Annotated in this window: 18 protein-coding genes; 16 read left to right on the top strand and 2 right to left on the bottom strand. The window is 34.7% G+C overall.

The genetic code is table 11. The annotated features are described in order from the left end of the window. Positions 1–2,424: a DNA topoisomerase IV subunit A gene (gene parC, locus BAQ49_RS26075; RefSeq protein WP_071747659.1), complete on the top strand. Its 2,424-nt coding sequence runs from the start codon at positions 1–3 to the stop codon at positions 2,422–2,424. A gap of 273 nt (positions 2,425–2,697) precedes the next feature. After that, the gene (locus BAQ49_RS26070; RefSeq protein WP_071747658.1) at positions 2,698–3,729 is read left to right on the top strand and encodes an oxidoreductase; all 1,032 of its coding nucleotides are present in this window, start codon (positions 2,698–2,700) and stop codon (positions 3,727–3,729) included. A 25-nt stretch (positions 3,730–3,754) separates the two neighbouring features. On the opposite strand, the gene BAQ49_RS26065 is transcribed toward BAQ49_RS26070, so the two are convergent. Further along, the gene (locus tag BAQ49_RS26065; protein ID WP_071747657.1) at positions 3,755–4,348 is read right to left on the bottom strand and encodes a TetR/AcrR family transcriptional regulator; all 594 of its coding nucleotides are present in this window, start codon (positions 4,346–4,348) and stop codon (positions 3,755–3,757) included. A gap of 164 nt (positions 4,349–4,512) precedes the next feature. On the opposite strand from BAQ49_RS26065, the gene BAQ49_RS26060 reads away from it, so the two are divergent. From BAQ49_RS26060 to BAQ49_RS26010, 11 genes are all read left to right on the top strand, one after another. Further along, a complete protein-coding gene (locus tag BAQ49_RS26060; protein WP_071747656.1) occupies positions 4,513–5,406 on the top strand; it encodes an ABC transporter ATP-binding protein in 894 nt (297 codons plus the stop codon). After that, on the top strand, positions 5,399–6,205 hold the full coding sequence (locus BAQ49_RS26055; RefSeq protein WP_071747655.1) for a DUF2705 family protein: 807 nt from the start codon (positions 5,399–5,401) through the stop codon (positions 6,203–6,205). Before BAQ49_RS26060 ends, BAQ49_RS26055 begins: the two co-directional genes overlap by 8 nt. A 49-nt stretch (positions 6,206–6,254) precedes the next feature. Next, on the top strand, positions 6,255–6,626 hold the full coding sequence (locus BAQ49_RS26050; RefSeq protein WP_071747654.1) for a VOC family protein: 372 nt from the start codon (positions 6,255–6,257) through the stop codon (positions 6,624–6,626). Positions 6,627–6,753: 127 nt separating this feature from the next. Next, positions 6,754–7,287, top strand: coding sequence for a sigma-70 family RNA polymerase sigma factor (locus BAQ49_RS26045; RefSeq protein ID WP_071747653.1), 534 nt, complete (start codon positions 6,754–6,756; stop codon positions 7,285–7,287). Between the two features lie 12 nt (positions 7,288–7,299). Then, complete coding sequence (locus BAQ49_RS26040; protein ID WP_071747652.1) at positions 7,300–8,298, top strand: anti-sigma factor; 999 nt, start codon at positions 7,300–7,302, stop codon at positions 8,296–8,298. Between the two features lie 15 nt (positions 8,299–8,313). Then, positions 8,314–9,351: an LCP family protein gene (locus BAQ49_RS26035; protein ID WP_071747651.1), complete on the top strand. Its 1,038-nt coding sequence runs from the start codon at positions 8,314–8,316 to the stop codon at positions 9,349–9,351. A gap of 203 nt (positions 9,352–9,554) precedes the next feature. After that, positions 9,555–10,817: a dicarboxylate/amino acid:cation symporter gene (locus BAQ49_RS26030; protein WP_071747650.1), complete on the top strand. Its 1,263-nt coding sequence runs from the start codon at positions 9,555–9,557 to the stop codon at positions 10,815–10,817. Between the two features lie 350 nt (positions 10,818–11,167). After that, positions 11,168–12,871: a peptide ABC transporter substrate-binding protein gene (locus tag BAQ49_RS26025; protein WP_071747649.1), complete on the top strand. Its 1,704-nt coding sequence runs from the start codon at positions 11,168–11,170 to the stop codon at positions 12,869–12,871. 305 nt (positions 12,872–13,176) lie between these two features. Continuing rightward, complete coding sequence (locus BAQ49_RS26020; protein ID WP_071747648.1) at positions 13,177–14,892, top strand: peptide ABC transporter substrate-binding protein; 1,716 nt, start codon at positions 13,177–13,179, stop codon at positions 14,890–14,892. 444 nt (positions 14,893–15,336) lie between these two features. After that, a complete protein-coding gene (locus tag BAQ49_RS26015) occupies positions 15,337–17,031 on the top strand; it encodes a peptide ABC transporter substrate-binding protein (protein ID WP_071747647.1) in 1,695 nt (564 codons plus the stop codon). 82 nt (positions 17,032–17,113) lie between these two features. Further along, positions 17,114–17,833, top strand: a complete 720-nt coding sequence (locus BAQ49_RS26010; protein ID WP_071747646.1) for a class I SAM-dependent methyltransferase — start codon at positions 17,114–17,116, stop codon at positions 17,831–17,833. A gap of 40 nt (positions 17,834–17,873) precedes the next feature. Here the strand turns inward: BAQ49_RS26010 and BAQ49_RS26005 are convergent, their stop codons facing one another. Further along, a complete protein-coding gene (locus BAQ49_RS26005; RefSeq protein ID WP_071747645.1) occupies positions 17,874–18,251 on the bottom strand; it encodes a hypothetical protein in 378 nt (125 codons plus the stop codon). A gap of 144 nt (positions 18,252–18,395) precedes the next feature. Here BAQ49_RS26005 and BAQ49_RS26000 point away from each other — a divergent pair, with 144 nt between their 5' ends. The 3 genes from BAQ49_RS26000 to BAQ49_RS25990 all read left to right on the top strand — a co-directional run bounded on the left by BAQ49_RS26000 (position 18,396) and on the right by BAQ49_RS25990 (position 24,549). Then, the gene (locus BAQ49_RS26000; protein ID WP_071747644.1) at positions 18,396–18,731 is read left to right on the top strand and encodes a hypothetical protein; all 336 of its coding nucleotides are present in this window, start codon (positions 18,396–18,398) and stop codon (positions 18,729–18,731) included. A 277-nt stretch (positions 18,732–19,008) separates the two neighbouring features. Further along, on the top strand, positions 19,009–21,105 hold the full coding sequence (locus tag BAQ49_RS25995; RefSeq protein WP_071747643.1) for a vWA domain-containing protein: 2,097 nt from the start codon (positions 19,009–19,011) through the stop codon (positions 21,103–21,105). Positions 21,106–21,186: 81 nt separating this feature from the next. Beyond that, positions 21,187–24,549 (top strand): tubulin-like doman-containing protein, encoded by a 3,363-nt coding sequence (locus BAQ49_RS25990; RefSeq protein WP_071747642.1) that lies wholly within the window; start codon positions 21,187–21,189, stop codon positions 24,547–24,549. Positions 24,550–24,554: the final 5 nt, after the last annotated feature.

Genomic DNA, 24,554 nt, shown 5'->3' with positions numbered 1-24,554 from the left:
ATGCAAGCAGAGAAGTTTCATGACCTCCCGCTTGAAGACGTGTTAGGTGATCGCTTTGCACGTTATAGTAAATATATTATTCAAGATCGCGCGCTTCCAGATGCGCGTGACGGTTTAAAACCGGTACAAAGACGTATTTTATATTCTATGTATGTAGAAGGAAATGTACATGATAAAGCGTTTCGTAAATCAGCTAAAACAGTAGGTAATGTTATTGGTAACTACCATCCACACGGTGATTCCTCTGTATATGAGGCGATGGTACGTTTAAGTCAAACTTGGAAAGTACGTAATGTTTTAGTTGAAATGCATGGTAATAATGGTAGTGTTGATGGCGATCCAGCAGCGGCAATGCGTTATACAGAAGCACGTTTATCACCAATCGCATCTGAGTTATTACGTGATCTTGATAAAGAAACAGTAGAATTTGTGTCAAACTTCGATGATACGAGTGAAGAACCAGTTGTATTACCGGCAATGTTCCCAAACTTATTAGTGAACGGATCGACAGGGATTTCAGCTGGTTATGCAACAGAAATTCCTCCGCATCACCTTGGAGAAGTAATTGATGCGACGATGATGCGTATTGATAAGCCGGATAGTACTGTTGATGATTTATTAACAGTTATTAAAGGACCAGATTTCCCGACAGGTGGTATTATTCAAGGGATTGATGGTATTAAAAAAGCGTACGAAACAGGGAAAGGTAAAATTATTATTCGCGGAAAAGCAGAAGTTGAAACGATTCGTGGTGGGAAGCAACAAATCGTTATTACAGAAATTCCGTATGAAGTAAATAAAGCGAACCTTGTTAAGAAAATGGATGAATTACGTCTAGACAAAAAGCTAGATGGAATTGCTGAAGTGCGTGATGAGACAGATCGTACAGGTCTTCGCATCGTTGTAGAATTAAAAAAAGAAGTAAATGCTGACGGTATTTTAAATTATTTATATAAAAATACAGATTTGCAAATTCCATACAACTTTAATATGGTAGCGATAAATAATCGTCGTCCGACACTTATGACATTAACTAAGATTTTGGATGCATATATTGGGCATCAGAAAGAAGTTGTTACAAGACGCTCACAATATGAATTAAGAAAAGCAGAAAATCGTCAGCATATTGTAGAAGGTTTAAAGAAAGCATTATCGATTTTAGATGAAGTGATTGAAACGATCCGTGCTTCTAAAGATAAGCGTAATGCGAAAGATAATTTAAGTGCGAAATTTGGATTTACAGAAGCACAGTCAGAAGCAATCGTATCGTTGCAACTATATCGTTTAACGAATACAGATATTACGGCGCTAGAACAAGAAGCAAATGAGCTTAATAAGAAAATTATAGAGTTACAGTCGATTTTACAAAGTGAAAAAAGACTACTTCAAGTTATTAAAACAGATTTGAAGAGAGTAAAGAAAACATATAGTGATGATCGCCGTGCTATTATTGAAGAACAAATTGAGGAAATTAAAATTGATGTGGAAGTTATGATTCCGCAAGAAGATGTCATCGTTACTGTAACGAAAGAAGGATATGTGAAACGAACAGGCTGGCGTTCACATAATGCATCGAACGGGAAAGACTTCGGTATGAAAGAGGGTGACATCTTACTTGAGCGTTTCGATACAAACACGACAGAAACCGTTCTTTTATTTACGAACAAAGGAAATTATATTTATCTTCCTGTATATGAAATGCCAGAAATTCGTTGGAAAGATTTAGGTCAACACGTTGCGAATCTCGTTTCACTCGAGCGGGATGAAATGATTATCTGGGCGACCGTCGTACCGAATTTTGAAGAAGAAAAACGATTTATCGTATTTGTTACACGAAACGGTATGATTAAGAAAACCGAATTAAACCAATATAAAGTACAGCGCTATTCAAGAGCGTTCGTCGCTGTAAACTTGAAAAAAGAAGATGAAGTTGTTGATATATTTGCGACAGATGGAACGAGTGATATTGTTCTTGCAACTCATGGTGCATATGCACTTATTTTCCATGAAGATGAAGTAAGTCCAGTTGGTGTAAGGGCCGCTGGTGTAAAAGCAATTAATTTAAAAGAAGATGATTATGTCGCTTCTGGTAAACCGTTAAATGGTGAGAAAGATCAACTTATTCTCGTGACGCAGCGAGGTGCTGTAAAACGTCTAAAAGCATCAGAGATTGAGAAATCAACGAGGGCGAAGCGAGGTCTTGTTATTTTCAAAGAGTTAAAGCGTAATCCGTACCGCATTGTCGGTATTGAAATTGTGCGAGACGATGAACTAATTTACATGAAGACAGAGAAACACATTGTAGAAGAAATTGATCCGAAAGCGTATCGAAATAAAGACCGGTATAGTAACGGTAGTTTAGTATTAGATGTTAATGATACTGGTGAAGTTGTAGAAACGTGGACGAAGAAAAGACCGGAATAAAGGAAGCATCTTGCTATGAATAGTAGCAAGATGCTTTTTTATAAGCAAATCATTATGTGTATAAAAATAATCTTGTTATAATAGTGGAATGAAATCGTTCTCATAAAGTGAAACTTTAATCAGTGGGGGTTTTCTTCATCTCCCATTGAATATTAGTCTTCACCAATCGGGCTTTTACGAGCAATTGATCCCTCACCTAACTTCTGTGCTTTCGCTGAATTTTGAGGTAGGGGTCTTACTGCCCGCAAGTAGCGGGATAAATGGAGGGGCAACATGAAAAAAATAGGTGTAGGGATTGTAGGATTTGGATTTTCTAGTACAACATTTCACATCCCGTTATTACAAACGATAGAAGAATATGATATTCGTGCTATCTTATCATCAAAAGAAGAAGTAGTGAAACAAGCATTACCAAATGCTGAAGTTATTGGCACAATTGAGGAATTAGTAAATCGTGCTGATATTGACTTAGTAGTTATTACTTCACCGAATACAACTCATTTTCCATATGTAAAAGAAGCGATTGTACATGGTAAGCATGTTGTTGTGGAAAAACCATTCGTTGTTTCAATTGAAGAAGGAGAAGAACTTATTTCATTAGCGAAGCAACATAATGTCGTTTTAAGTGTGTATCACAATCGCCGTTTTGATAATGATTTCTTAACGATAAAGAAATTGTTAGAAGAAAAAAGAATAGGGAATGTATACGCATATGAAGCGCATTTCGATCGTTTCCGCCCACATGTACGTGATCGCTGGAGAGAAAAGAATTTACCGGGATCGGGAATTTTATATGACTTAGGCTCACATTTAATTGATCAAGCATTATCATTATTTGGGAAACCAGATGCGATACATGCTGATGTAATAAAGCAACGACCAGGTGCAGAAATTGATGACTACTTCCATGTTGTACTTCACTACGGAGTAAAGCGTGTCATTTTACATAGTAGCAGTTACGTAAAGCAAGCAGGTCCACATTTTACACTGCATGGAGATAAAGGTTCTATCGTGAAGTATGGTATGGATTCACAGGAAGAACAATTAAAAAATGGAATGAAGCCAGGCGATAACGGTTATGGAGCAGACTCTGAAGAGAATTTTGCTACTATAGAAACAGAAGAAGAATTAGTACGTATGCCGACAGAAGTCGGCTGTTATGAAATGTATTATAAAGGTGTAAGAGATAGTATTGTAAATGGTGAGAAACTACCTGTAACAGCAGAAGAAGGTTTAGATGTTATTAAAGTGATTCAATTAGCTATTGAAAGTAGTGAAACGGGTAAAGTCATTTCGGTAAAGTAAAAAAGACACGAATTTCGTGTCTTTTTTATTTTTGTGGAACAGAAAGACCGTAAAAAAACATAGTGACTATATCTTGTATATGTTTTTCTCGATCTCCTTCAAGAAGTTGTGCCCCGAAATCATCGCCTAACTTAGTGAACATTTGAATGTAAAGTAACATCATTTCTTTTGAAAGGTGTGGATTAATTTCATTTTTTTGCTGTGCTTGTTCTAATATTTCTAAATACCAAGGCAGGATTTTTTCGTTTTGATAACTATAAATAAATTCTCTGAGCGCTTCGTCTCTTTGCATCATTTGTAGTAACATATCAGGCTGAAATAACCCGCCAGTATTCATTTTTCTTACAATCATTTTTTGCATCATATCATGAAAAGGTAAATTTTCTTCTGCAAGATCTTTATAATATTGAAATTCAGATATTATAAATTCTTGTATAAGCTCCCTAAATAACGCATCTTTACTTCCAAAATGATTATAAATTGTAACTTGAGAAACGTTTGCTTTTTTTGCAATATGTTCTATTTTCACTTCATTAAATCCACGTTCTGAAAATAATTTAAAGGCCGCATCTTTAATGGCACGTTTTTTCGTTTCTTTCACTTTTTCAAAGCCGTTCAAAGCAATCACCTCATTTAAAATATACAAGAAAAAATAATTGAAAACAATATTTTTGAAATATGTACATATAAATATTTCAAAAAGTTGTTGCGAATATGAAAGATGAGGAGTACAATAATTTTGAAATATCACATATTAAATATTTCAAAAAATGAGGTGGGCTTATGATTTCAGTTCAAAATGTCACAAAACAGTTTTCAAATGGGAAAGGCTTGTTTGATATTACATTTGAAGTGAAAGAAGGGGAAGTTTTTGGCTACTTAGGACCAAATGGTGCTGGGAAATCAACAACAATTCGTAATTTAATGGGATTTATAAAACCGACAGCTGGTAAAGCGACAATTTTCGGATTAGATTGTTGGGAAGATGCTGCGAAAATTCAAAGAGAAGTTGGCTATTTACCAGGAGAAATTTCTTTTATTGAAGGAATGAATGGATTAGAGTTTTTAAATTTGATGCAAGGAATGCGTGGGCTGAAGGAAACGAAGAGACGTGATGACTTGATAGAGCGTCTGCAATTCGATGTGAAAACACCAATTCGAAAAATGTCTAAAGGAATGAAACAAAAAGTAGGGATTGTTGCTGCATTTATGCATGATCCAGAAGTACTAATTTTAGATGAACCGACATCAGGACTCGATCCACTTATGCAACAAGTGTTTATAGATTTAATATTAGAGGAAAAACAAAGAGGGAAAACGATTCTTATGTCATCGCATATTTTCACTGAAATTGAGAGAACTTGTGACAGAGTAGCTATTATTAAAGATGGACGTCTTGTAACGGTAGAAGATATTCATGATTTACAAGGAATGCGAAGACAAGTAATAGATGTAACAGTATCATCTCAAGAAGAAATAGAGTCTCTTAAACAATGTGATTTGCAATTTGAAGGAGTGAAAGGTAGAGAGGCGTCAATTATTGTGCAAGGAAATTATCAAACTGTTTTACAAATAATTTCAAACTACAATGTAACTGCACTACAAACGAGAGCGACGGATTTAGAACATTTATTTATGCATTATTACGATAAGAAAGAAGGGGTAAAGCATGAATAAGCAACTATTTTTAGCTAGTTTGAAAGAAACGCAAAAAAGTATTTTGAGTTATGCTACTGGTGCAGCTCTTTATTTATGGTTATTAATTTGGATATTCCCATCGATGGTTTCAGCGAAAGGGTTAAATGAATTAATAAGTGCCATGCCTGATAGTGTGAAAAAAATTGTTGGCATGGAAAGTCCAATTCAAAATGTAATGGATTTTTTAGCTGGTGAATATTATAGCCTATTGTTTATTATCATTTTAACAATTTTTTGTGTCACGGTTGCAACGCATTTAATTGCTCGTCATGTAGATAAAGGCGCAATGGCATACTTGCTAGCAACACCTGTATCTAGAGTGAAAATTGCAATCACGCAAGCTACTGTTCTCATATTGGGGTTACTAATCATTGTAATTGTCACTTATGTAGCGGGTATATTAGGTGCAGAATGGTTTTTAAAAGATAATAACTTAAATAAAGAATTATTTTTGAAGATAAACGTAGTTGGAGGGCTAATATTTTTAGTCGTTAGTGCTTATTCATTTTTCTTTTCTTGTATATGTAATGATGAAAGAAAAGCACTAAGTTATTCAGCAAGTTTAACTATCTTATTTTTCGTATTAGATATGGTAGGTAAATTAAGCGATAAGTTAGAGTGGATGAAAAATCTATCATTATTTACGCTGTTTCGTCCGAAAGAAATTGCTGAAGGAACATATAATATATGGCCGGTAAGTATAGGCTTAACTGTTGGAGCGCTTTGTATCTTCATATTAGCAATTGTAGTGTTTAGGAAGAGGGATTTACCGTTATAGAGTAGAAAGTCCACTATATGAGTGGGCTTTTTTGATGAGGAGGAAACTAGTGGATCATTTATTCCGGGTTCAGCTAAATGTACATGATATTGAAAAGTCATTATTGTTTTATGAAGAAATATTTGGTTTAAAGTTGTATAAAAGAAGTATGAATGCAGCACGATTTAATCACGATCAGTTTTCTCTATTATTAGCTAATGATTCAACATTGAATGCAAATCACTATTTTTACAATCGAAAAGAAATGAAGGGGAATGGCTTTGAGCTAATTATTGTTGTCGACCGAATTGAAGACTTATATGAACGTTGTAAAGAGAAGCGATGCACAATACAAGAAGAGATTCAAACTTATCCATGGGAGATGAGGGGATTTAAGGTTCTGGATCCAGATGGATATTTCCTTAGGATTACATCTGAGTAAAGGTAAACATGAAGAATGTTTACCTTTTTTTATGGAAATATTCGAAAAAATGAACCTTTTTCTAGGCTCAACCGTCTAATACATGTAAAGTTAAATTTGAAGTGAGGATGAAACAGGAGGAGCAATTGTGAAAGTAATCCCTTTATATAAAATGATTGTAAAAGAAGAAACAGATGTTTCCTTAGCGAAAAAAGGTGATCATGAAGCGTTTATGGTCCTTATACATACAGAAAAATTGAAGATGTATCGTATTGCAAAGGCTATGTTACGTGATGAAACAAATATAGAGGATGCGATACAGACGACAATTTTAAAAGCCTATGAAAATATAAAAAAATTAAAAAAAGAAGAGTTTTTTCAAACTTGGTTAATTCGAATTCTAATGAACGAGTGTAACAATATTATCAGGTCGTATAAAAAGGTAATTGTGACAGAAGAGAATGATTACAATATGGGTGCATGTGATCAGTATGAAGATATAGATTTGTGTAATGCGATTCAATCGTTACATGAAGAATTAAGAGCTGTTACGGTGCTTTATTACTATGAGGATATGAATCAAGATAGTATTGCGAAGCTTTTAGAAATACCAAAAGGAACAGTGAAATCGAGATTGTCACGTGCGAGAGAACAACTGCAAAAACGATTAAAGATGGAATAGGGGGTGTATAGGATGGATAATGAAAAATTATTTGATGAGAAATTAAAAAAGAGAATAAAAGATGAGAATATTATAGTACCGCCAGAATTAAATGAAAAGATAAATGGTACAATACATAATCTTCCAGTAAAAAAGAAAGGTTACAGAGTTTATATGATGGTTATGAGTGCTGCTGTTCTAGCACTTTCAATTGTGTCTATGTCGGAGTTTTCTGATCAAATTTTTGCTCAAAACGGCGGAGTATTTGAATATGTAAAGAAAAAGGCGTTTTCAGATTATGAAAATGAAGAAGAAATAAAATTGAACGTAAATTATCCAGATAAAGAAAAGATTCATCAAAAGATGCTAGATTCCATTGATCATTTTAAAAATATTTCAGGACAATTTGAGGAATATTCTAGCTCATCAAGAATTGCTACAACATATAAGTATGCGATTGATACGGAGAAACAAAGAGGTACTTCTTCGAAAGAAGATAAACTAACGAAAAAACGAACAATTATATATAATGAGGGCACGAAAAAAGAATTTGATGATGAGAATTACACATATAAAGAGACGAAATGGAGCCCTAAAGAAAGAAACAATGAACTATTAAAATTAAATCCTACGGAAAGGTTATTGAGAAAATCAGGCGAGAAAAAAAGATATGATGATGAATATGTAGGATTCACGAAGTATAGTATTCAATCAGAATTTGCTGATCTATTAATTCGATATAAAGATTGGAATTATAAAGAAACGAAGTATCTTGGACTTGATTGCTACAAAATAGAAGGAACAATAAATATAGAAATGCCTGTAAGTACATCTGAAGATTTAAGAGGGAAATTTGAAATGGTTGTAGAGAAAAATACAGGGATTATGCTAAAGTTCCTTAGTTTCCATGAAGGTATGATTCAATATTCGATCACGACTGAATGGATACAAATAAACAAAGGATTGAAAGAGACTGCATTTCAAAAGGATAGCGCTAATTATGAAAAAATGAAAAACATTTTATCTGAATAAAAAGGGGGTAACTATATGGAGTATAACTCTTCTTCAAGAGAAAAGAAAAATAAACGAAAATATAAAAAGACAACGATAATAAGTGTATTGTTAGGAGTATTGCTATTTGGCGGAGTTGGGTACGGTGCTTATGTATATATGAAAACTTCTAATCTCGTACAAAAATCTAATTTGAACTTATCGCGTGGTGAAAAATCAAATTTACGTGAGAAAGCTGTAAAGCCAATTACACACAACGTATCAATGTTAATTATGGGAATTGATGAAAATCAAGAACGGCAAAAGGGCTATAATGGTGCATTTCATACGGATGCATTATTGTTAGCTACGTTTAATAAAGAAGATAAGACAGTGAAATTAATCAGTATACCAAGAGATACTTATACATATGTTCCAATCGAAAAGAAAAAAGATAAAATAACACACGCATATGGAAGTGGTTTCGTTAAAAACGGAAAAGATGGAGGGCCACAAGCTTCCGTTGAGGCAGTAGAGAAGTTACTGCAAGTACCGGTAGATTATTTTGTGAAATTTAATTTTGGGTCATTTATTAAAATTGTTGATGGGCTCGATGGTGTTGAGGTAGATGTCCCGGTTGAATTTACTGAACAAAATAGTAAAGATGAACCTGATACGATACACTTGAAAAAAGGGGTTCAGAAATTAACGGGGGAAGAAGCACTTGCTTTGGCGAGAACTCGTCATATTGATAGCGATGCAATGAGAGGACAGCGCCAACAACTTGTTATTGAGGCGATTTTAAGTAAATTAAAAAATGTAGGGTCTATTACAAAAGTTGAGAAAATGGTTGAGGCCGTCGAGGGTGATTTTAAAACAAATTTAGCACTGGATGATATTTTATCTTTTTATAAATATGGTTTAGATTGCTCAGTTGAGAAGATTCAGCTAAATGGTGATGATTTATATTTACCAAATGGCCCAAATGGGCAACGGGTATATTATTATAATCCTAATAAAAAAGACTTACAAAATTTGAGTAATACACTCAGAACACATCTTGGATTAAGTGAGAAACAAATTGAGGAAAATTAAAGCAGATCTTATATCTGCTTTTTTTTATTTAATAGTATATCTTTTATATTTAATTGTTATATACTATTTAAAAATTACACATAATAGTGTAACATAATGACGGGGGTTCAAGTTAAATAGCAAGGGGGCTATCACATAAAATAAATGATTGTCATCGGTAGAAATAGTATGGGGGAAATGAAAGAAACAGGGGAGTATTGAAAATGAAAATTGTAAAGAATTTAACATTCCAAGTTATTGTGGCAATTATTTGTGGTATTGCAGTAGGAGCGATTTGGCCTAGTGTTGGACAAGAAATGAAGCCAATTGGTGAGACGTTCATTAATATGATAAAAATGGTCATTGCACCAATTATCTTTTTAACAATTGTGCTTGGTATTGCAAGTATGGGAAGTATGAAAAAGGTAGGACGCGTTGGTGGGAAAGCGTTATTATATTTTGAGATTGTTACAACTTTTGCTCTTGTCATTGGTATTATCGTAGCGAATATCGTACGTCCTGGAGATGGATTAGATCCTTCAAAGTTAAAGGGCGGAGATGTTTCACAATATGTACAAAGCGGGCAAGAAATGCAATGGATGGACTTCTTTTTACATATCGTGCCTTCTAATATGTTTGAGGCATTTGCAAAAGGTGATATATTACAAGTGTTATTCTTCTCCATTTTATTTGGTGCAGGGTTAACGATGTTAGAGAAAAATGGACAACCTGTTATCGACTTTTTTGAAAGATTATCGAAAGTATTTTTTAACATTTTATCAATTGTAATGAAATTAGCACCGGTTGGAGCATTCGGTGGAATGGCGTTTACAATTGGTAAATATGGTTTAAGTACACTTATTCCACTTGGTAAATTAATGATTTGTGTATATGCGACAATGGCATTATTTGTTTTTGTTGTTTTAAATTTTATTTGTAAACTGTATAAATTTAGTTTGTGGAAATATTTAGTGCATATTAAAGAAGAATTACTTATTGTTCTGGGGACATCATCATCAGAATCAGTACTGCCGCGAATGATGACAAAGATGGAAGACTTCGGGTGTTCGAAGCCGGTAGTAGGTTTAGTCATTCCAACAGGCTATTCTTTTAACTTAGATGGAACAACGATTTATTTATCAATGGCTACTATATTTTTAGCTCAAGTCTTTCACGTCGATCTTTCACTAGGTCAACAATTAACTATAATAGCTATTTTGTTAGTTACATCTAAAGGGGCAGCAGCAGTAACGGGCGGGGGATTTATTGTACTAGCATCTACTTTATCTGCGATGAATGTTATTCCGTTAGAAGGGCTAGCACTTTTACTAGGTGTAGATCGTTTCATGTCAGAAGCACGTGCTATCGTCAATTTAATTGGTAACGGTATTGCGACTGTAGTTGTTGCAAAAAGTGAAAATGAATTTGATGATGAGAAGTATATGAAAGTAGTAGAGGAAATGAAAAGAGAGAAAATGGCCGGATAAAAAGTCAGCTTTGCTGACTTTTTTTTATTTTTGTAGGAAAAGAGTTTCTAAAAATATACATTATTTATTAACAATAATTCACAGATATTTAATGTGTAAATATAATAAAGACTATTAAAATGGCACATTTATATGAATGTGCAATAGAATTTGAACATTATATGGAATTTTTATGAATATTACTGTAAGAAAATAATTTTTTAAAAATTTTTAATAATAATACTTTACAAATTTTAAAAAATTAGTAGAATAAGAAGTAGTAAGAATCGTCTGATAAATATATAAAGAAAAACAGAATTATCAGAAAATTCTTAAATAGATATCGTTTAGAATTAGGGAGGGTACAAAAAATGAAAAAGAAAAAAATGAAAAAACTAACGGCAGTTGTAGTACCGGTTTTAGCAATGAGCATGGCACTAACAGCATGTTCTACATCAGGCGGAGATAAAAAGACAAGCACAAACTCAAACTCAAGTGGAGATAGCAAGTCAGGGGAAAAATTAGCGGCAAAACAAGTTTTAAATCGAACAGTAACACAGGAGATTCCAACGATGGATTCTTCAAAATCAACTGATACAGTATCTTCACAAATGCTAGGGAACACAATGGAAGGATTATATCGTCTTGATAAAGATAATAAGCCTATTCCAGCTGCTGCAGAATCTAGTACGAAAAGTGAAGATGGTAAAAAATATACATTTAAACTACGTAAAGATGCAAAATGGTCAAATGGTGATCCAGTAACGGCGAAAGATTTCGTATATGCTTGGCAACGTCTATTAGATCCAAAAACGGCTGCTGAGTATGCATTTATCGCTTTCCCAATTAAAAATGCAGAAGTAGTTAATAAAGGAGAAAAACCTGTAGCTGAACTAGGAGTGAAGGCGATAGATGACCTTACACTTGAAGTTGAGTTAGAGCAAGCAGTACCGTACTTCTTAAACTTAGTAGCATTCCCATCGTACTATCCATTAAATGAAAAATACGTAAAAGAAAAAGGGGAGAAGTTCGGTTTAGAGTCTGATACAACAGTTTATAATGGACCGTTCGTTCTTAAAGATTGGAAGCATGAACAAGGATGGCAATTAAAGAAAAATGATCAATATTGGGATAAAAAGACTGTAAAACTTGAAGAAGTTAACTTCAGTGTTGTTAAAGAGCCAGCAACTCTTATCAATTTATATGATAGCGGACAAGTTGATTTCGCTTTATTAAACGGAGAGTTCGTTGACAAATATAGAAATAAGAAAGATGAATTTGGCACATATTCGCAAGTAAGTACGTACTTCATTCGTATGAACCAAAAACGTGCTGGACAAGACACGCCATTAAAGAGCAAAAAATTGCGTGAAGCAATTGCACTATCAATTGATAAAAAGAATTTAGCAAACGTAATTTTAAATGATGGATCAAAAGAAGCTGACTTCTTAGTACCAAAAGGATTAGCAACTGGACCAGACGGTAAAGACTTCCAAGAAACATTTAAAAACGGCTTGAAACCAGATGCTAAAAAAGCTGCAGCAGCTTGGGAAGAAGCGAAAAAAGAGCTTGGCAAAGATCAAGTTACAATTGAATTCTTAAACTATGATACTGGTAATGCGAAAAAAGTTGGAGAATATGTAAAAGATCAAATCGAGAAAAACTTAAAAGGTGTAACAGTTAACATTAAACTTCAACCATTTAAGCAAAAACTAAAATTAGAATCTGAGCAACAATATGATATTTCATACGGTGGTTGGAATCCAGATTATGCAGATCCAATGACATTCTTAGATATGTTTGAGTCTAAGCATTCTCATAACCAAATGAGCTTCTCAGATCCTAAATATGATGCAATGGTGAAGAAAGCTGGTACTGAATTAATGGGTGATGCGAAAAAACGTTGGGAAGAGTTAGGAAAAGCTGAAAAAACATTACTTGAAGAAGATGTAGCGATTCTACCTTTATATCAACGTGGAGATTCTTATGTTTTACAACCAAATGTAAAAGGTGTAGTAAAACATAATATCAGTCCAGAATTTAGCTTTAAGTGGGCATACGTGACTGAAAAATAATAGAGTTAAAAAAGCATTTTAAAGTAGCTTAGCTACTTTGAAATGCTTTTTTTAGTGAGCTAAAAATACTAATTTTTAGTTCAGTTAAATAGAGAAGAATAAGGCGTATAGTACGTACATATAGTAGATGGGGGATAAATCATACTAATTTATGAAGATAAAAATCAGAATATTTAAAATAAAACTATTTACAAATGCGAAAAAAAGAGTAGAATAACATTAGTTATAATTTTCTGAAAAGTAAATCATTAACAAGGGGTCTCTCAAGGGTTGGTAATGTACATATAATTAGGGAGGGTATAAAAATGAAGAGAAAAAAGATGAAAAAGTTAACAGCGGTTGTAGTACCAGTTTTAGCAATGAGTGTTGCATTGACAGCGTGCTCTGGATCAGGTGGGGAGAAGAAAACGACTACTACATCTAATAGTGGGGAAGAAAAAAAATCTGATATTAAATATGCAGCGAAGCAAGTATTAAATCGTACGGAAAACCAAGAAATTCCGACGATGGATACTTCTAAATCTACTGATACGTTAGGGGCACAAATTTTAGGGAACACAATGGAAGGATTATATCGCCTTGATAAAGATAATAAGCCTATTCCGGCTGCTGCAGAATCAAGTACGAAAAGCGAAGATGGTAAAAAATATACGTTTAAACTGCGTAAAGATGCGAAATGGTCAAATGGAGATCCTGTAACAGCGAAAGATTTCGTATACGGATGGCAGCGCTTACTTGATAAAAACACAGCGGCGGAATATGCATTTATTGCTTACTATATAAAAAATGCAGAAGCGATTAATAAAGGAGAAAAACCTGTAACTGAATTAGGAGCGAAGGCGGTAGATGATTACACGCTAGAAGTAGAATTAGAAAAACCGGTACCGTACTTCTTAAATTTATTAGCATTCCCGTCATACTATCCATTAAATGAAAAGTTTGTAAAAGAAAAAGGAGATAAGTTTGGTTTAGAAGCAGATACAACGGTGTATAACGGGCCATTCGTTATGTCTTCATGGAAACATGAACAAGGATGGCAGTTGAAGAAAAATGATAAATATTGGGATAATAAGACTGTGAAATTAGAAGAAATTAATTATAGTGTAGTAAAAGAAGTTGCTACGAAAGTAAATTTATATGATACAGGATCAATTGATTTCACACTACTATCAGGAGAGTTTGTAGATAAATATAAATCGAATAAAGATGAATACGGTGAGTATGCAGAATCAAGTACATTCTTCTTACGTTTAAATCAAAAGCGTAACGGACAAGATACACCGTTAAAGAGTAAAAAACTTCGTGAAGCAATTGCATTATCAGTTGATAAAAAAGGTTTAGCAAATGTTATTTTAAATAATGGATCAAAAGCAACAGATCAATTGGTGCCAAAAGGGCTTGCGACAGGACCTGACGGTAAAGATTACCAAGACACGTTTAAAAATGGTCTGAAACAAGATACAAAAAAAGCAGCAGCTGCATGGGAAGAAGCGAAAAAGGAACTTGGAAAAGATCAAGTTACAATTGAATTACTAAGCTATGATGATGGAACTGCGAAAAAGATTGCTGATTATGTTAAAGATCAAATTGAGAAAAATTTAAAAGGTGTAACGATTAATACGAAAATTCAGCCGTTCAAACAAAAATTAAAATTAGAGTCAGCGCAAGATTATGAAATCTCTTATGCAGGCTGGAGCCCAGATTATGCGGATCCAATGACATTTATTGATATGTTTGAATCGAAGAGCCCATATAACCAAATGAGTTATTCAAACCCGAAATACGATGAAATGGTACAAAAAGCAGGTAATGAATTACTGTCTGATCCGAAGAAACGTTGGGAAGCGTTAGGGAAAGCAGAAAAATTATTCCTTGAAGAAGATGCTGGATTAGTACCTTTATATCAAACAGGAAGATCATATGTAATGAAACCGAATGTAAAAGGCATTGTGAAACACAACATCAGTCCAGAATATAGCTTTAAGTGGGCGTATGTAACTGAGGATGGCGGAAAGAAATAACATGAAAGCATTTCAAAAGTGGCTAATATGCTTTTGAAATGCTTTTTTTAGTATAAGGAGGATAAGGCTTATTGAATTTTTGAGAAACGTTGAGGACACATTTGAAAGTTTACTGTAGGATATTAGAATGAAATTCAACGGTTGGAAAGATAAATGATAGTAAAAGATTTCATATGAATAAGGAAAATATAGAAATTAGCAATAGAGAAGAATAAGGATGGGGATGTTTACATATAGTAGATGGGGGATAATTCATATAGTAGTAATAGTAAAATAACAAGTTACTATCATAAAAAAATAAATATTTAGAAAATTTATAAAACTACTTTACAAAACTCGAAAAAACAGTAGAATATTAATTAATAAGAATTTTCTGATAACGAAAGTTAATAGAGAATCTCTAACTGTTAATATCGTACATATAATTGGGGAGGGTACAAAAAAATGAAGAGAAAAAAGATGACAAAATTAACAGCGGTTGTAGCACCAGTTCTAGTAATGAGTATGGCATTAACAGCTTGCTCTGGATCAGGGGATAAAGAGAAGGCAAGCACAACGCCGAAAAGCGGCGAAAAAGAAGGCGGAAAATTAGCTGCAAAACAAGTACTTAATTTAACAGAGAGCCAAGAGATTCCATCTATGGATTCAGCAAAAGCGACAGACCAAGTATCGTTTCTTGCTTTAAACAACGTAATGGAAGGGTTATATCGACTTGATAAAGATAATAAAGCAACACCAGGGGTTGCTGAATCATATAAAAAGAGTGATGATGGTAAAAAATATACATTCACATTAAATAAAAATGCGAAATGGTCAAATGGAGAACCTGTAACGGCGAAAGATTTCGTATATGCTTGGCAACGTGCGGTAGATAAAAATACAGCAGCGGAATATGCATACATTATGTTTGATTTAAAGAACGCAAAGGCAATTAATGATGGGAAAGCACCACTTGATACGTTAGGTGTAAAAGCTGTAGATGACTACACATTAGAGGTAGAATTAGAAAATCCAGTTCCGTACTTTGTAGAATTAACTTCATTCGGAACATTCTATCCGTTAAATGAAAAATTCGTAAAAGAAAAAGGAGAAAAATACGGTTTAGAATCAGATACAACGTTATACAACGGACCATTTACATTAACAGACTGGAAACATGAAGAAGGTTGGAAGTTAAAGAAAAATGCACAATACTGGGATAATAAAACAGTTAAGTTAGATGAAATCAACTTTAACGTAGTAAAAGATAGCGGTACACGTGTAAACTTATATGAAAGTGGACAAATTGATCGTGCGGCACTTACATCTGAAATGGTTGACAAATATAAATCAAATCCAGACTTCTTTACACAAAAAACACCGTCAACGTACTTCTTACGATTAAACCAAAAACGTGGTAATCAAGATACAGTATTAAAGAGCAAAGATTTACGTTTAGCGATTGCAATGGCATATGATAAAAAAGGCTTAACGAATGTAATTTTAAATGACGGATCTACACCTGCAGATTACTTAGTACCAAAAGAATTTGCGAAGAGTCCAGATGGAAAAGACTTCCGTAAAGATAACGGAGATATTTTAAAAACAGATGTAAAAAAAGCAAAAGAGCATTGGGAAAAAGCGAAAAAAGAGCTTGGAAAAGAGCAAGTAACGATTGAGCTATTAAACTACGATAGCGATAACGCGAAAAAAGTAGGTGAGTTCTTAAAAGGAGAGCTTGAGAAGAACTTACCGGGCTTAACAGTGAACTTGAAAAACCAACCGTTTAAACAAAAATTAAAATTAGAATCAGATCTAGATTATGATTTATCTTACGCTGGTTGGGGACCTGACTACTTAGATCCAATGACATTCATTGATATGTTCGTTACAAATGGACCTCATAACCAAACTGGATATTCAAATCCGAAATATGATGAAATTGTAGAAAAAGGAAAAGGCGAGTTATTAACGAAAACGAAAGAGCGCTGGGATAGCTTACTGAAAGCTGAGAAAATGCTACTTGAAGATGCTGCAATTGCACCGTTATATCAACGTGGTGATGCTCTTGTTCAAAGAGCGAAAGTAAAAGGTATTATTCACCATCCAGTTGGTGGAGATTACAGCTACAAATGGGCATATATTTCTGAAGATAAGTAAAAGAGAGGGCGCGCGATGCGCCCTTTTTTTTATGCACTTTTCTCCCTTTCTGGAATATATAAAATAAAAAAGGGAGAATCCCATGAAACGAAACACATACATCGATTTTCTAGCTTATTACGGAATAGGGAGTGCTCATCCTGGTGGTTTTACGTTAACAAAGCAATTGCTATCTCAATTGCCACTTAGACACGGAGCAAATGTTCTTGAGATAGGTTGCGGCACGGGGAAAACAGCGGCGTATATGACAAAAGAATTGGGTTATAAAGTGACAGCGGTTGAAAAGAATGAAATTATGATTCAAAAAGCGAAAGATAGATGGTTGTTTGATGGTTTAAATATACAATTGATTCAAGGCGATGTAGAAGGATTACCGTGTTTAAATGATTCATTTGAGCTTGTACTTGGAGAATCTATACTCGCTTTTACAAATAAAGAAAAGGTTATTTCGGAATGTTATCGTGTATTACAGAAGAATGGAAAGCTTGTTGTCATTGAAATGATTACCGAAAAGCATATTGAGAAGAAAGAGGAAGAAAAGATTGGACAGTTATACGGTATGAAAGAATTATTAACTGAAAATGAGTGGATTCATTTATTTAAAGCAGCAAATTTTAAAAGAATTACAATTGCGGGCGGCGGAACTATTGCAGAAACAGTTGCAGGACATAGGGAAGAGCTGGAGTGGAATGTATCACCGTTTATTCCAGAAGAATTGTATGAGGCGTGGGTACAACACGAACAAGTACTGCTTATGTACCAACATATTTTAGGTCATCGCATTTTTATATGTGAAAAATAGAGAAAAAGAGTTGGCTAAAAATAGTCAACTCTTTACTATGTTAGATGAAAAATAATGCAGCCAAAGTAATTCCAAAAATAAAGCCAAATCCGAGTTCAACGCCCCAGCCACAACTATTGCAACCACGACCGCCGCATCCACAGCCACTAAATCCACCACTGAATCCACCACCGCATCCAAATCCACAGTTATCACATCTGCTAATACCACCGCAAATATCACATCCACCGTTTGAATATGCGTTATAGTATCCGAATCCTGTATCAAAAGCTGAGCGCTGTTGCATTGGTTCAATCCAAACAGAATCGTTTGTTACATCGATTATTTTGCCTAAGTGAATGCGACCATCACGATCTTCAATTCGAACAACTTTACCGAAATAACGTTGGCATGTATCATAACATCTTTTTCTATGCATGTTCTTTCCTCCTTCCGTATTACCGTAATACGATATGTAAGCAGGACAAGTGCGGCTTGTACGAATGACCTATCTATCATAATTGTTATACGAAAGGGGAAATATACGAACAGGATACAGGATACATAACGAGGAGGAAGAGAAATGAAATCTACAGACCAATTTCAGACGTACGAAGTTCCTTGGGAAGAATTTATTGAAGCATTGCGGGGGGAAATAAAGAAACAAGTGGGGGCGGATATTATTGATACGGTCATATGTAATTTGAAGGATGGTTTTGAAGTGTATACATATGTGCAAGGAGATTTAGATTTTGAATATAAGGAGGCGCTTGAAAGAAAATACGGAAGCGATGCGAAGATACCTAACTTACTAACTGTTATGCTGTTAGCTAGTATTTACAATACAAGTGAAGAGAATATACGTTTACATGCAGATCAAAAGGAAAATCCGATTGTTGAAGTATACGTGAAAAAATGAAGAGTGCGCTAATTATAGCGTGCTCTTTTATTTCTTGTATTGAAAAGAAAATCAAACTTTAGTGGTGGAATTTATAGTGGGAAAAGTATGAAAGCTATGTGTTATTTTAGATATATATAATAAGGAAAAAACTCAAAATATAATATGGGAGTAGTTCATTTTTGTTTACATAATGTACTTGTTGTGAACTGTTGTCCTAAAATACAAGTCATATATCTTGTTTCCTCTCATAAATTTAAACATAGGAATTTGTCTACAAAGGTGGCGAAGCCTCATCATGAAAATTCGAATTTGTGCCACGTTCATGCTGTTTCTATTTATATGTTTACCTTTTTCAGTTTTTGCAAAAGGAGAGGAGGCAAAAGAAAGGGTCGTTTCACTTGTATATGATGATTCGGGCAGCATGAGAAATAACGATCGCTGGAAGTATGCCAATTACGCCTTGCAAAGTTTAGTTGCGCTATTAGATGAGAAAGATAAATTTTCTTACGTTCCAATGAGTAAGCCAAATGATCCGTTAAACATTTCGTTAACAAAGGATCGAAAGCAAACAGAAATTGATGGGATCGGCGCGTGGAAAACATATTTAAATACTCCATTTAGCGCAGTAGAAACGGCGATGCAATCTATAAAAAAGGAAGCAGATATAGATGGAAAACGTGAATTTTGGCTTATTGTATTAACTGACGGGGCATTTAATGATTTGGAGAAAGATAAGGTTGGCGGAAAAAAACAAATTACACAGAAGTTAGCACAGTTTAAGAAAGAAATGGATTCGAAAAAGATCTCTTTACATCCAGTCTTAATCACGATGGAAGAGGATTTAGGGCAGCAAGAAAAAGAACAGCTAAATATGTTTAAAGAAATATGGAAGAAAGAGATAAATGGTGTTACGATGCCATCTAGTGGTGAGGATGGCATTGTAAAAAGTGTAAATCAAGTGGCAGCATTGGTTGCCAATCGTGACCCTTTCTCCTCGGTTGAAACAATTGTCAAAACGAAAATAGTAGGGAAAAAAATAGAAATTACAACGCCGTTCCCATTAAAGCGTATGACGCTTGTACGACAATCATCGTCTTTGTCTAAATATAAAGTTATGCAAATTTCTAAACCGTTACAAGTGCAGTCTTCTTTTTCCATACATGCACCAGGAGAAGCTAAATTATTCGGAAATATTGTGCATGTAAGTACAGCGAATCAGGAAGTGATTAAGCCAGGGACATATACGATAGAAGTGGATCAAGATATTGAGAAAGAAGGGTTACAAGTACTTGTTGAACCAGCGCTTAATTATACTCTTTCTACGTATGACAAAGATGATAAAGATAGAAAAAATGTTGAGAAAATGTACGAAGGAGTAACGGCTGTTATTGAAGCAAAACCTACGGAGCTACCAATTCAAATTTCTTATTTTGAAGCAGAAGTAGAAATAGACGGAAAGCAGTATCCGATGAAGTGGGATGATAAAAGACATTTATTTTATTATGAGACAAAAGTTGGCAAAGAGTTAGTACGCGGAAAAGTTCATATGAACATAAAGGGATTTTATAGGCAGACGAAAGAATTCAAGATTGAACCAACTGAAAAACCAAAATTAACACTTCAAACTGTTACAAAAGGTTACGAAGAAAAGGTAACGAATTTGGAAAATAGTAAACCATTTATTTTACAGCCGCAGTTAGATGGTAAACCGATGACAGAAGAGGCTGTAAAGAAACTATTAAAATCTACTGGTGTCACATCCAATCAATCAATCAACTATGAAGTAAAACAACATGATAATCAAATTTACGTTTATCCTCGACCTTATTACTCCGACACATTCAATTTTACAGATACAGGCACCGTAGAAGCTACCATCACGATTAATGATTCAAAATTACAAGAAGTAAAGGAAAAGATTGTACTTCATATAGAAAATGCGCCATTTTTTGAGAAATATGCGCTCATTTTTAAATTTGTAATTCCTATCACTTTATTACTTTTAGTAGTAGGAATTATTATTTTAGGATGGATTGTTCGTCCGAGATTTCACCGAAAAGCATTATTATATTATGAATGGGATCAAGAAGTAGCGAAAGATTGGCTTTATCAATCCGAACCAGAGTTACTTAAAAATAAATGGTGGAAGCACTATTTTGGTATTCCATTCCGAGCAGAAAGAAAGACGGTGCAATCTGTAACATTAATAGCGAAAAAAGGATCGAAATCTATATTTGTAGCGAAAGAGTCACAAGTAGTTGGGATGATTATTGATGGAATGTTTATAACAGAGGATGAGGTAGGGATGGAACATAAGACGCTGTATCCAAATGAACTTTTAGTAATTGATAGAGGGTATGGTAAGGAAATTTACAGGTACGAATGTGAATAGTGGATAGGGATAAGAGCTGGTGGGTTCTTTGCGCTCTTTCCCCTTTTATTTTAAACAAGCAAGAATAGGAAGGTGGTTCACATGACATTACAAGTTCCAACGATATTAATTGGTTTAGGTGGAATCGGTAGTACTGTGACACATCAAATATATGAAAAACTGCCTGAGGAGCGCCGAAAAAAGGTAGCAATGCACGTATTTGATACAGATGTGAATACATTGAGTAAATTTGATCATATTCGAAAGTTTAAGACGCAAACGAGCTCGAGTAAAACACCGAGGGAGTATATTGCAGGAGATCCAACGATTCCGGAGTGGTTTCCGATGGACCCGACTATACTTGATAAACCATTAACAGAAGGGGCCGGACAGTTGCGTGTCATTTCACGTTTAGCATTACGTGCAGCGATGAAAGAAGATAAGCTGACATCGTTTTGGCAAGAAATCGAGAAGATTTTTCCGGTTACAAGTGATCAGACAGAATATGGTGTACGTGTCATTATTGTAACGTCACTAGCTGGCGGAACAGGTTCAGGGATGTTTTTACAAATCGCATTATATTTGCGTGAAATGCTTCGGAAAAAATTGCAGCATCACAACATTTTAATTCGCGGTGCGTTTTTAATGCCAGACGTTTTAGTGAAGACGAGAACGGTTAGTGCGAAAGAGTTTGAAACGGTGCAAGCAAACGGCTATGCCTCGTTAAAAGAATTACATGCTATTACACTCGGCTCTACCGGTGAATTATCAAAACGAGGCGGCGTCACGATTGAATTAGAATATCGTCCTGATCAAGTGGATGAAGATGGAAGAACGAATCATACGATAAAGCAGCATCATTTACCGTACAATTATTGCTTCTTATATGATTATGAAAATTTACATGGGCACCATTTGCACAATTTATCAGATTATATGGAGCAAATGGCAAATACAATTCATTTACAGTTATTTAGTCCAATGTCTGCAAATCATTTTGCACAAGAAGATAATCAAATTCAGCAATTGGCAGAATCGAGCGGGAAAGGTAGATATTGCGGAGCAGGAACGGCAAAACTTATTTATCCGTATGAGCACGTTTTGAAATATTGTGCTTTAAAATGGGCGGTTCAAGGTTTAGATGAATCTTGGCTTCATTTAGATCAACTGTTTCAAGAAAAGAAGCAAAGATACGACCAAGATGTCAAACGTGGTATGCAGCGTGAAAAGCCAGAGCGCGGGAAAAGTTATTTAGAAGATTTAGAGCATCTTGCTACTCGTCCAGAGCAGGCCCATATTTTTTATAGACAAATGTTCAATGAGACGCGTGAAGGAGCAGAGGGCGGTAAGGTCGGTGTCGCAAAGTCTAAGTTGTTTTTAGAGGCTGTTGAAAGCTATGTACACCGTACAGTGCAAAAAGATGAGGAATTAAACCGCCTGCAGCATGAGTGCAAAATATCAGCTGCGAAACTTAAAATAATGGAACAAATGAAAGGTGAAGTAGCGAGAGTTGATCATGCAGTTCGTTTATATGCGTATGCGATTCCGAGCCGTGTACATGAACATGTAACTACCCTTTTATATGATATGATCGAATCAGATCGCTTTACACCGAGTGGCTCAGAAGGACAGTCGTATCAATTAAATACATGGTTTTTAAAGAAAACGGATCCTGTCCATCCAGTCGCATCACGTTTTATGCTGTATGAAATTCGAAAGCAGTTAGTAGAGAAGATGAATCGACTACATGAAAATAATGAACAAAAGCGTAATTTAATTCAAAACTACGATAAGAAATTTAATGTGAGTAATATTGATGGAACGGTAACGGCTGTTCGCCGCGTTGAAATTGCTCAGCAACAAGGCTGGGTAGGGAAAATGTTTTATAATCAGCAACGTTTGTTCAAAAAAGAATTTGAAGATATCGTAACGCAATATGTGCACAAATTAAGTGAGTATCGTAAAGAAATGTTGTTAGAACTCGTGTATCAATCGCTATACCAAGCAGTTGATAAAATGATTCAATATTGGGAAAGATTTTTTGATAACTTACACGAAACACGTGAAAATTTATTGTTTGAAATTCAAAAACGAAGCAAAGAATTTGAGGGGAAAACGAACCCAACGAATGTATACGTATTAGCTGAAGAGAAATTGCAAGAAAAGATTTGGCAAGATATGCAGCAACATTTAAATTTAGGTGTACTACCGAAAGATATATCAGCAGAAATTTACATGAGCTTGTACGGGGAATATTGTCGTGATGCGAAGGCCGAAGAAATTCAGTCGAAAAAGGTTGAAGACTTCTATCGTGAACATATATTGAGTTATTGTTATGACGAACTTCAAGTGCGCTATCGTGACAAATTAGAGCTTAATATCGTTGAAGCACTGCGAAAGGAAGCAGATTTCAAGAAGCGTGATCGTGATGAATACGTTCGTGAAAAAATTGAAGATCTCTTCCATTTAGCAAGTCCGTTCGTTCCGAAAGTTTCTCATCATAGAGAATTACAATATTGGGGCGTACACCCTTCTTTAAAACAAGAATTGCAAGAAGAGTTATTGCAAGAAATGTTTAAAGAAAAAGATACGGTAAACGAGGCGTTTTCACCATTTGAAGTGATTTGTTATCGTGCTCATTATGGATTATCGCTACAAGATTTTCCTAAGCTTTCATCTGGGCATATTGCAAATGGCTTTATGAACGATAAAGGTGACTACTTTCAATCGTATTATCGCCGCGTGAACAAATTAAATAGTAAAAAATCTAGTTTGACGCCGCATTTAGATAAATATTGGCACTTACCAGCCTTTATGCCAGACTTGAATGCAACGCAAACGAAGTTAGATTACGATAAATGTAATCGTGCTCTTCTATACGCGTATATGTATCGCTGGATTAGTTTAGTTGCTGTTGATGGACAATTCGTGTATCAATATAATGGTGTCGGCCGTAGCTTTTTAATCCAGTCGATGGGGAAAAATATTTCAAACGAAAGTTATAAGTTGCACAGAGCATTGCTTCATAATCCGTTTATTTATGAAAACATCTTGTCCCGGTTTGAAGAAGAACAAGAAAAGGCAATGATACAAGGTGGGCATTTATATACACATCCATTTGTATTAGGTGCTCAAGATATTAGATGGCTTCGTAAAGAGCATGTCCATAATATTTTAGATATGATTTTAATGTATGACCGTGAGGCGAAATATGACCCGACGTTAGAAGAAACATCTGACGATTTGTTAAGGCTACTCCTTGATGAAATTGAGCTGTATTTCCAAAATTACTACGGAACAGGCGCGGATATGGTTGCGAAGAAAGAAAAAGAGATGTTTATTAAGCAATTGTGGGATCGTTCGTATGCGAAAGGGTATGTAGATCCAAATAGTGCACCTTATAAAAAATGGCAAAACTTATTACATGTCCAAGATGAAGAAGAAGCACCAAAAACGAATGTATAATGAGC

The sequence above is a fragment of the Bacillus proteolyticus genome (assembly GCF_001884065.1).
GTDB lineage: Bacteria > Bacillota > Bacilli > Bacillales > Bacillaceae_G > Bacillus_A > Bacillus_A proteolyticus.
Note: the sequence above shows the minus strand (reverse complement) of the source record. Positions and strands in the feature narration are given on the sequence as shown.

Bases quoted from the DNA above. Each gene is read 5' to 3' on its own strand.
- parC (WP_071747659.1), top strand. From the start codon at position 1: ATGCAAGCAGAGAAGTTTCATGACCTCCCGCTTGAAGACGTGTTAGGT.
- BAQ49_RS26070 (WP_071747658.1), top strand. From the start codon at position 2,698: ATGAAAAAAATAGGTGTAGGGATTGTAGGATTTGGATTTTCTAGTACA.
- BAQ49_RS26060 (WP_071747656.1), top strand. From the start codon at position 4,513: ATGATTTCAGTTCAAAATGTCACAAAACAGTTTTCAAATGGGAAAGGC.
- BAQ49_RS26055 (WP_071747655.1), top strand. From the start codon at position 5,399: ATGAATAAGCAACTATTTTTAGCTAGTTTGAAAGAAACGCAAAAAAGT.
- BAQ49_RS26040 (WP_071747652.1), top strand. From the start codon at position 7,300: ATGGATAATGAAAAATTATTTGATGAGAAATTAAAAAAGAGAATAAAA.
- BAQ49_RS26035 (WP_071747651.1), top strand. From the start codon at position 8,314: ATGGAGTATAACTCTTCTTCAAGAGAAAAGAAAAATAAACGAAAATAT.
- BAQ49_RS26030 (WP_071747650.1), top strand. From the start codon at position 9,555: ATGAAAATTGTAAAGAATTTAACATTCCAAGTTATTGTGGCAATTATT.
- BAQ49_RS26025 (WP_071747649.1), top strand. From the start codon at position 11,168: ATGAAAAAGAAAAAAATGAAAAAACTAACGGCAGTTGTAGTACCGGTT.
- BAQ49_RS26020 (WP_071747648.1), top strand. From the start codon at position 13,177: ATGAAGAGAAAAAAGATGAAAAAGTTAACAGCGGTTGTAGTACCAGTT.
- BAQ49_RS26015 (WP_071747647.1), top strand. From the start codon at position 15,337: ATGAAGAGAAAAAAGATGACAAAATTAACAGCGGTTGTAGCACCAGTT.
- BAQ49_RS26010 (WP_071747646.1), top strand. From the start codon at position 17,114: ATGAAACGAAACACATACATCGATTTTCTAGCTTATTACGGAATAGGG.
- BAQ49_RS26005 (WP_071747645.1), bottom strand. From the start codon at position 18,251: ATGCATAGAAAAAGATGTTATGATACATGCCAACGTTATTTCGGTAAA.
- BAQ49_RS26000 (WP_071747644.1), top strand. From the start codon at position 18,396: ATGAAATCTACAGACCAATTTCAGACGTACGAAGTTCCTTGGGAAGAA.
- BAQ49_RS25995 (WP_071747643.1), top strand. From the start codon at position 19,009: ATGAAAATTCGAATTTGTGCCACGTTCATGCTGTTTCTATTTATATGT.
- BAQ49_RS25990 (WP_071747642.1), top strand. From the start codon at position 21,187: ATGACATTACAAGTTCCAACGATATTAATTGGTTTAGGTGGAATCGGT.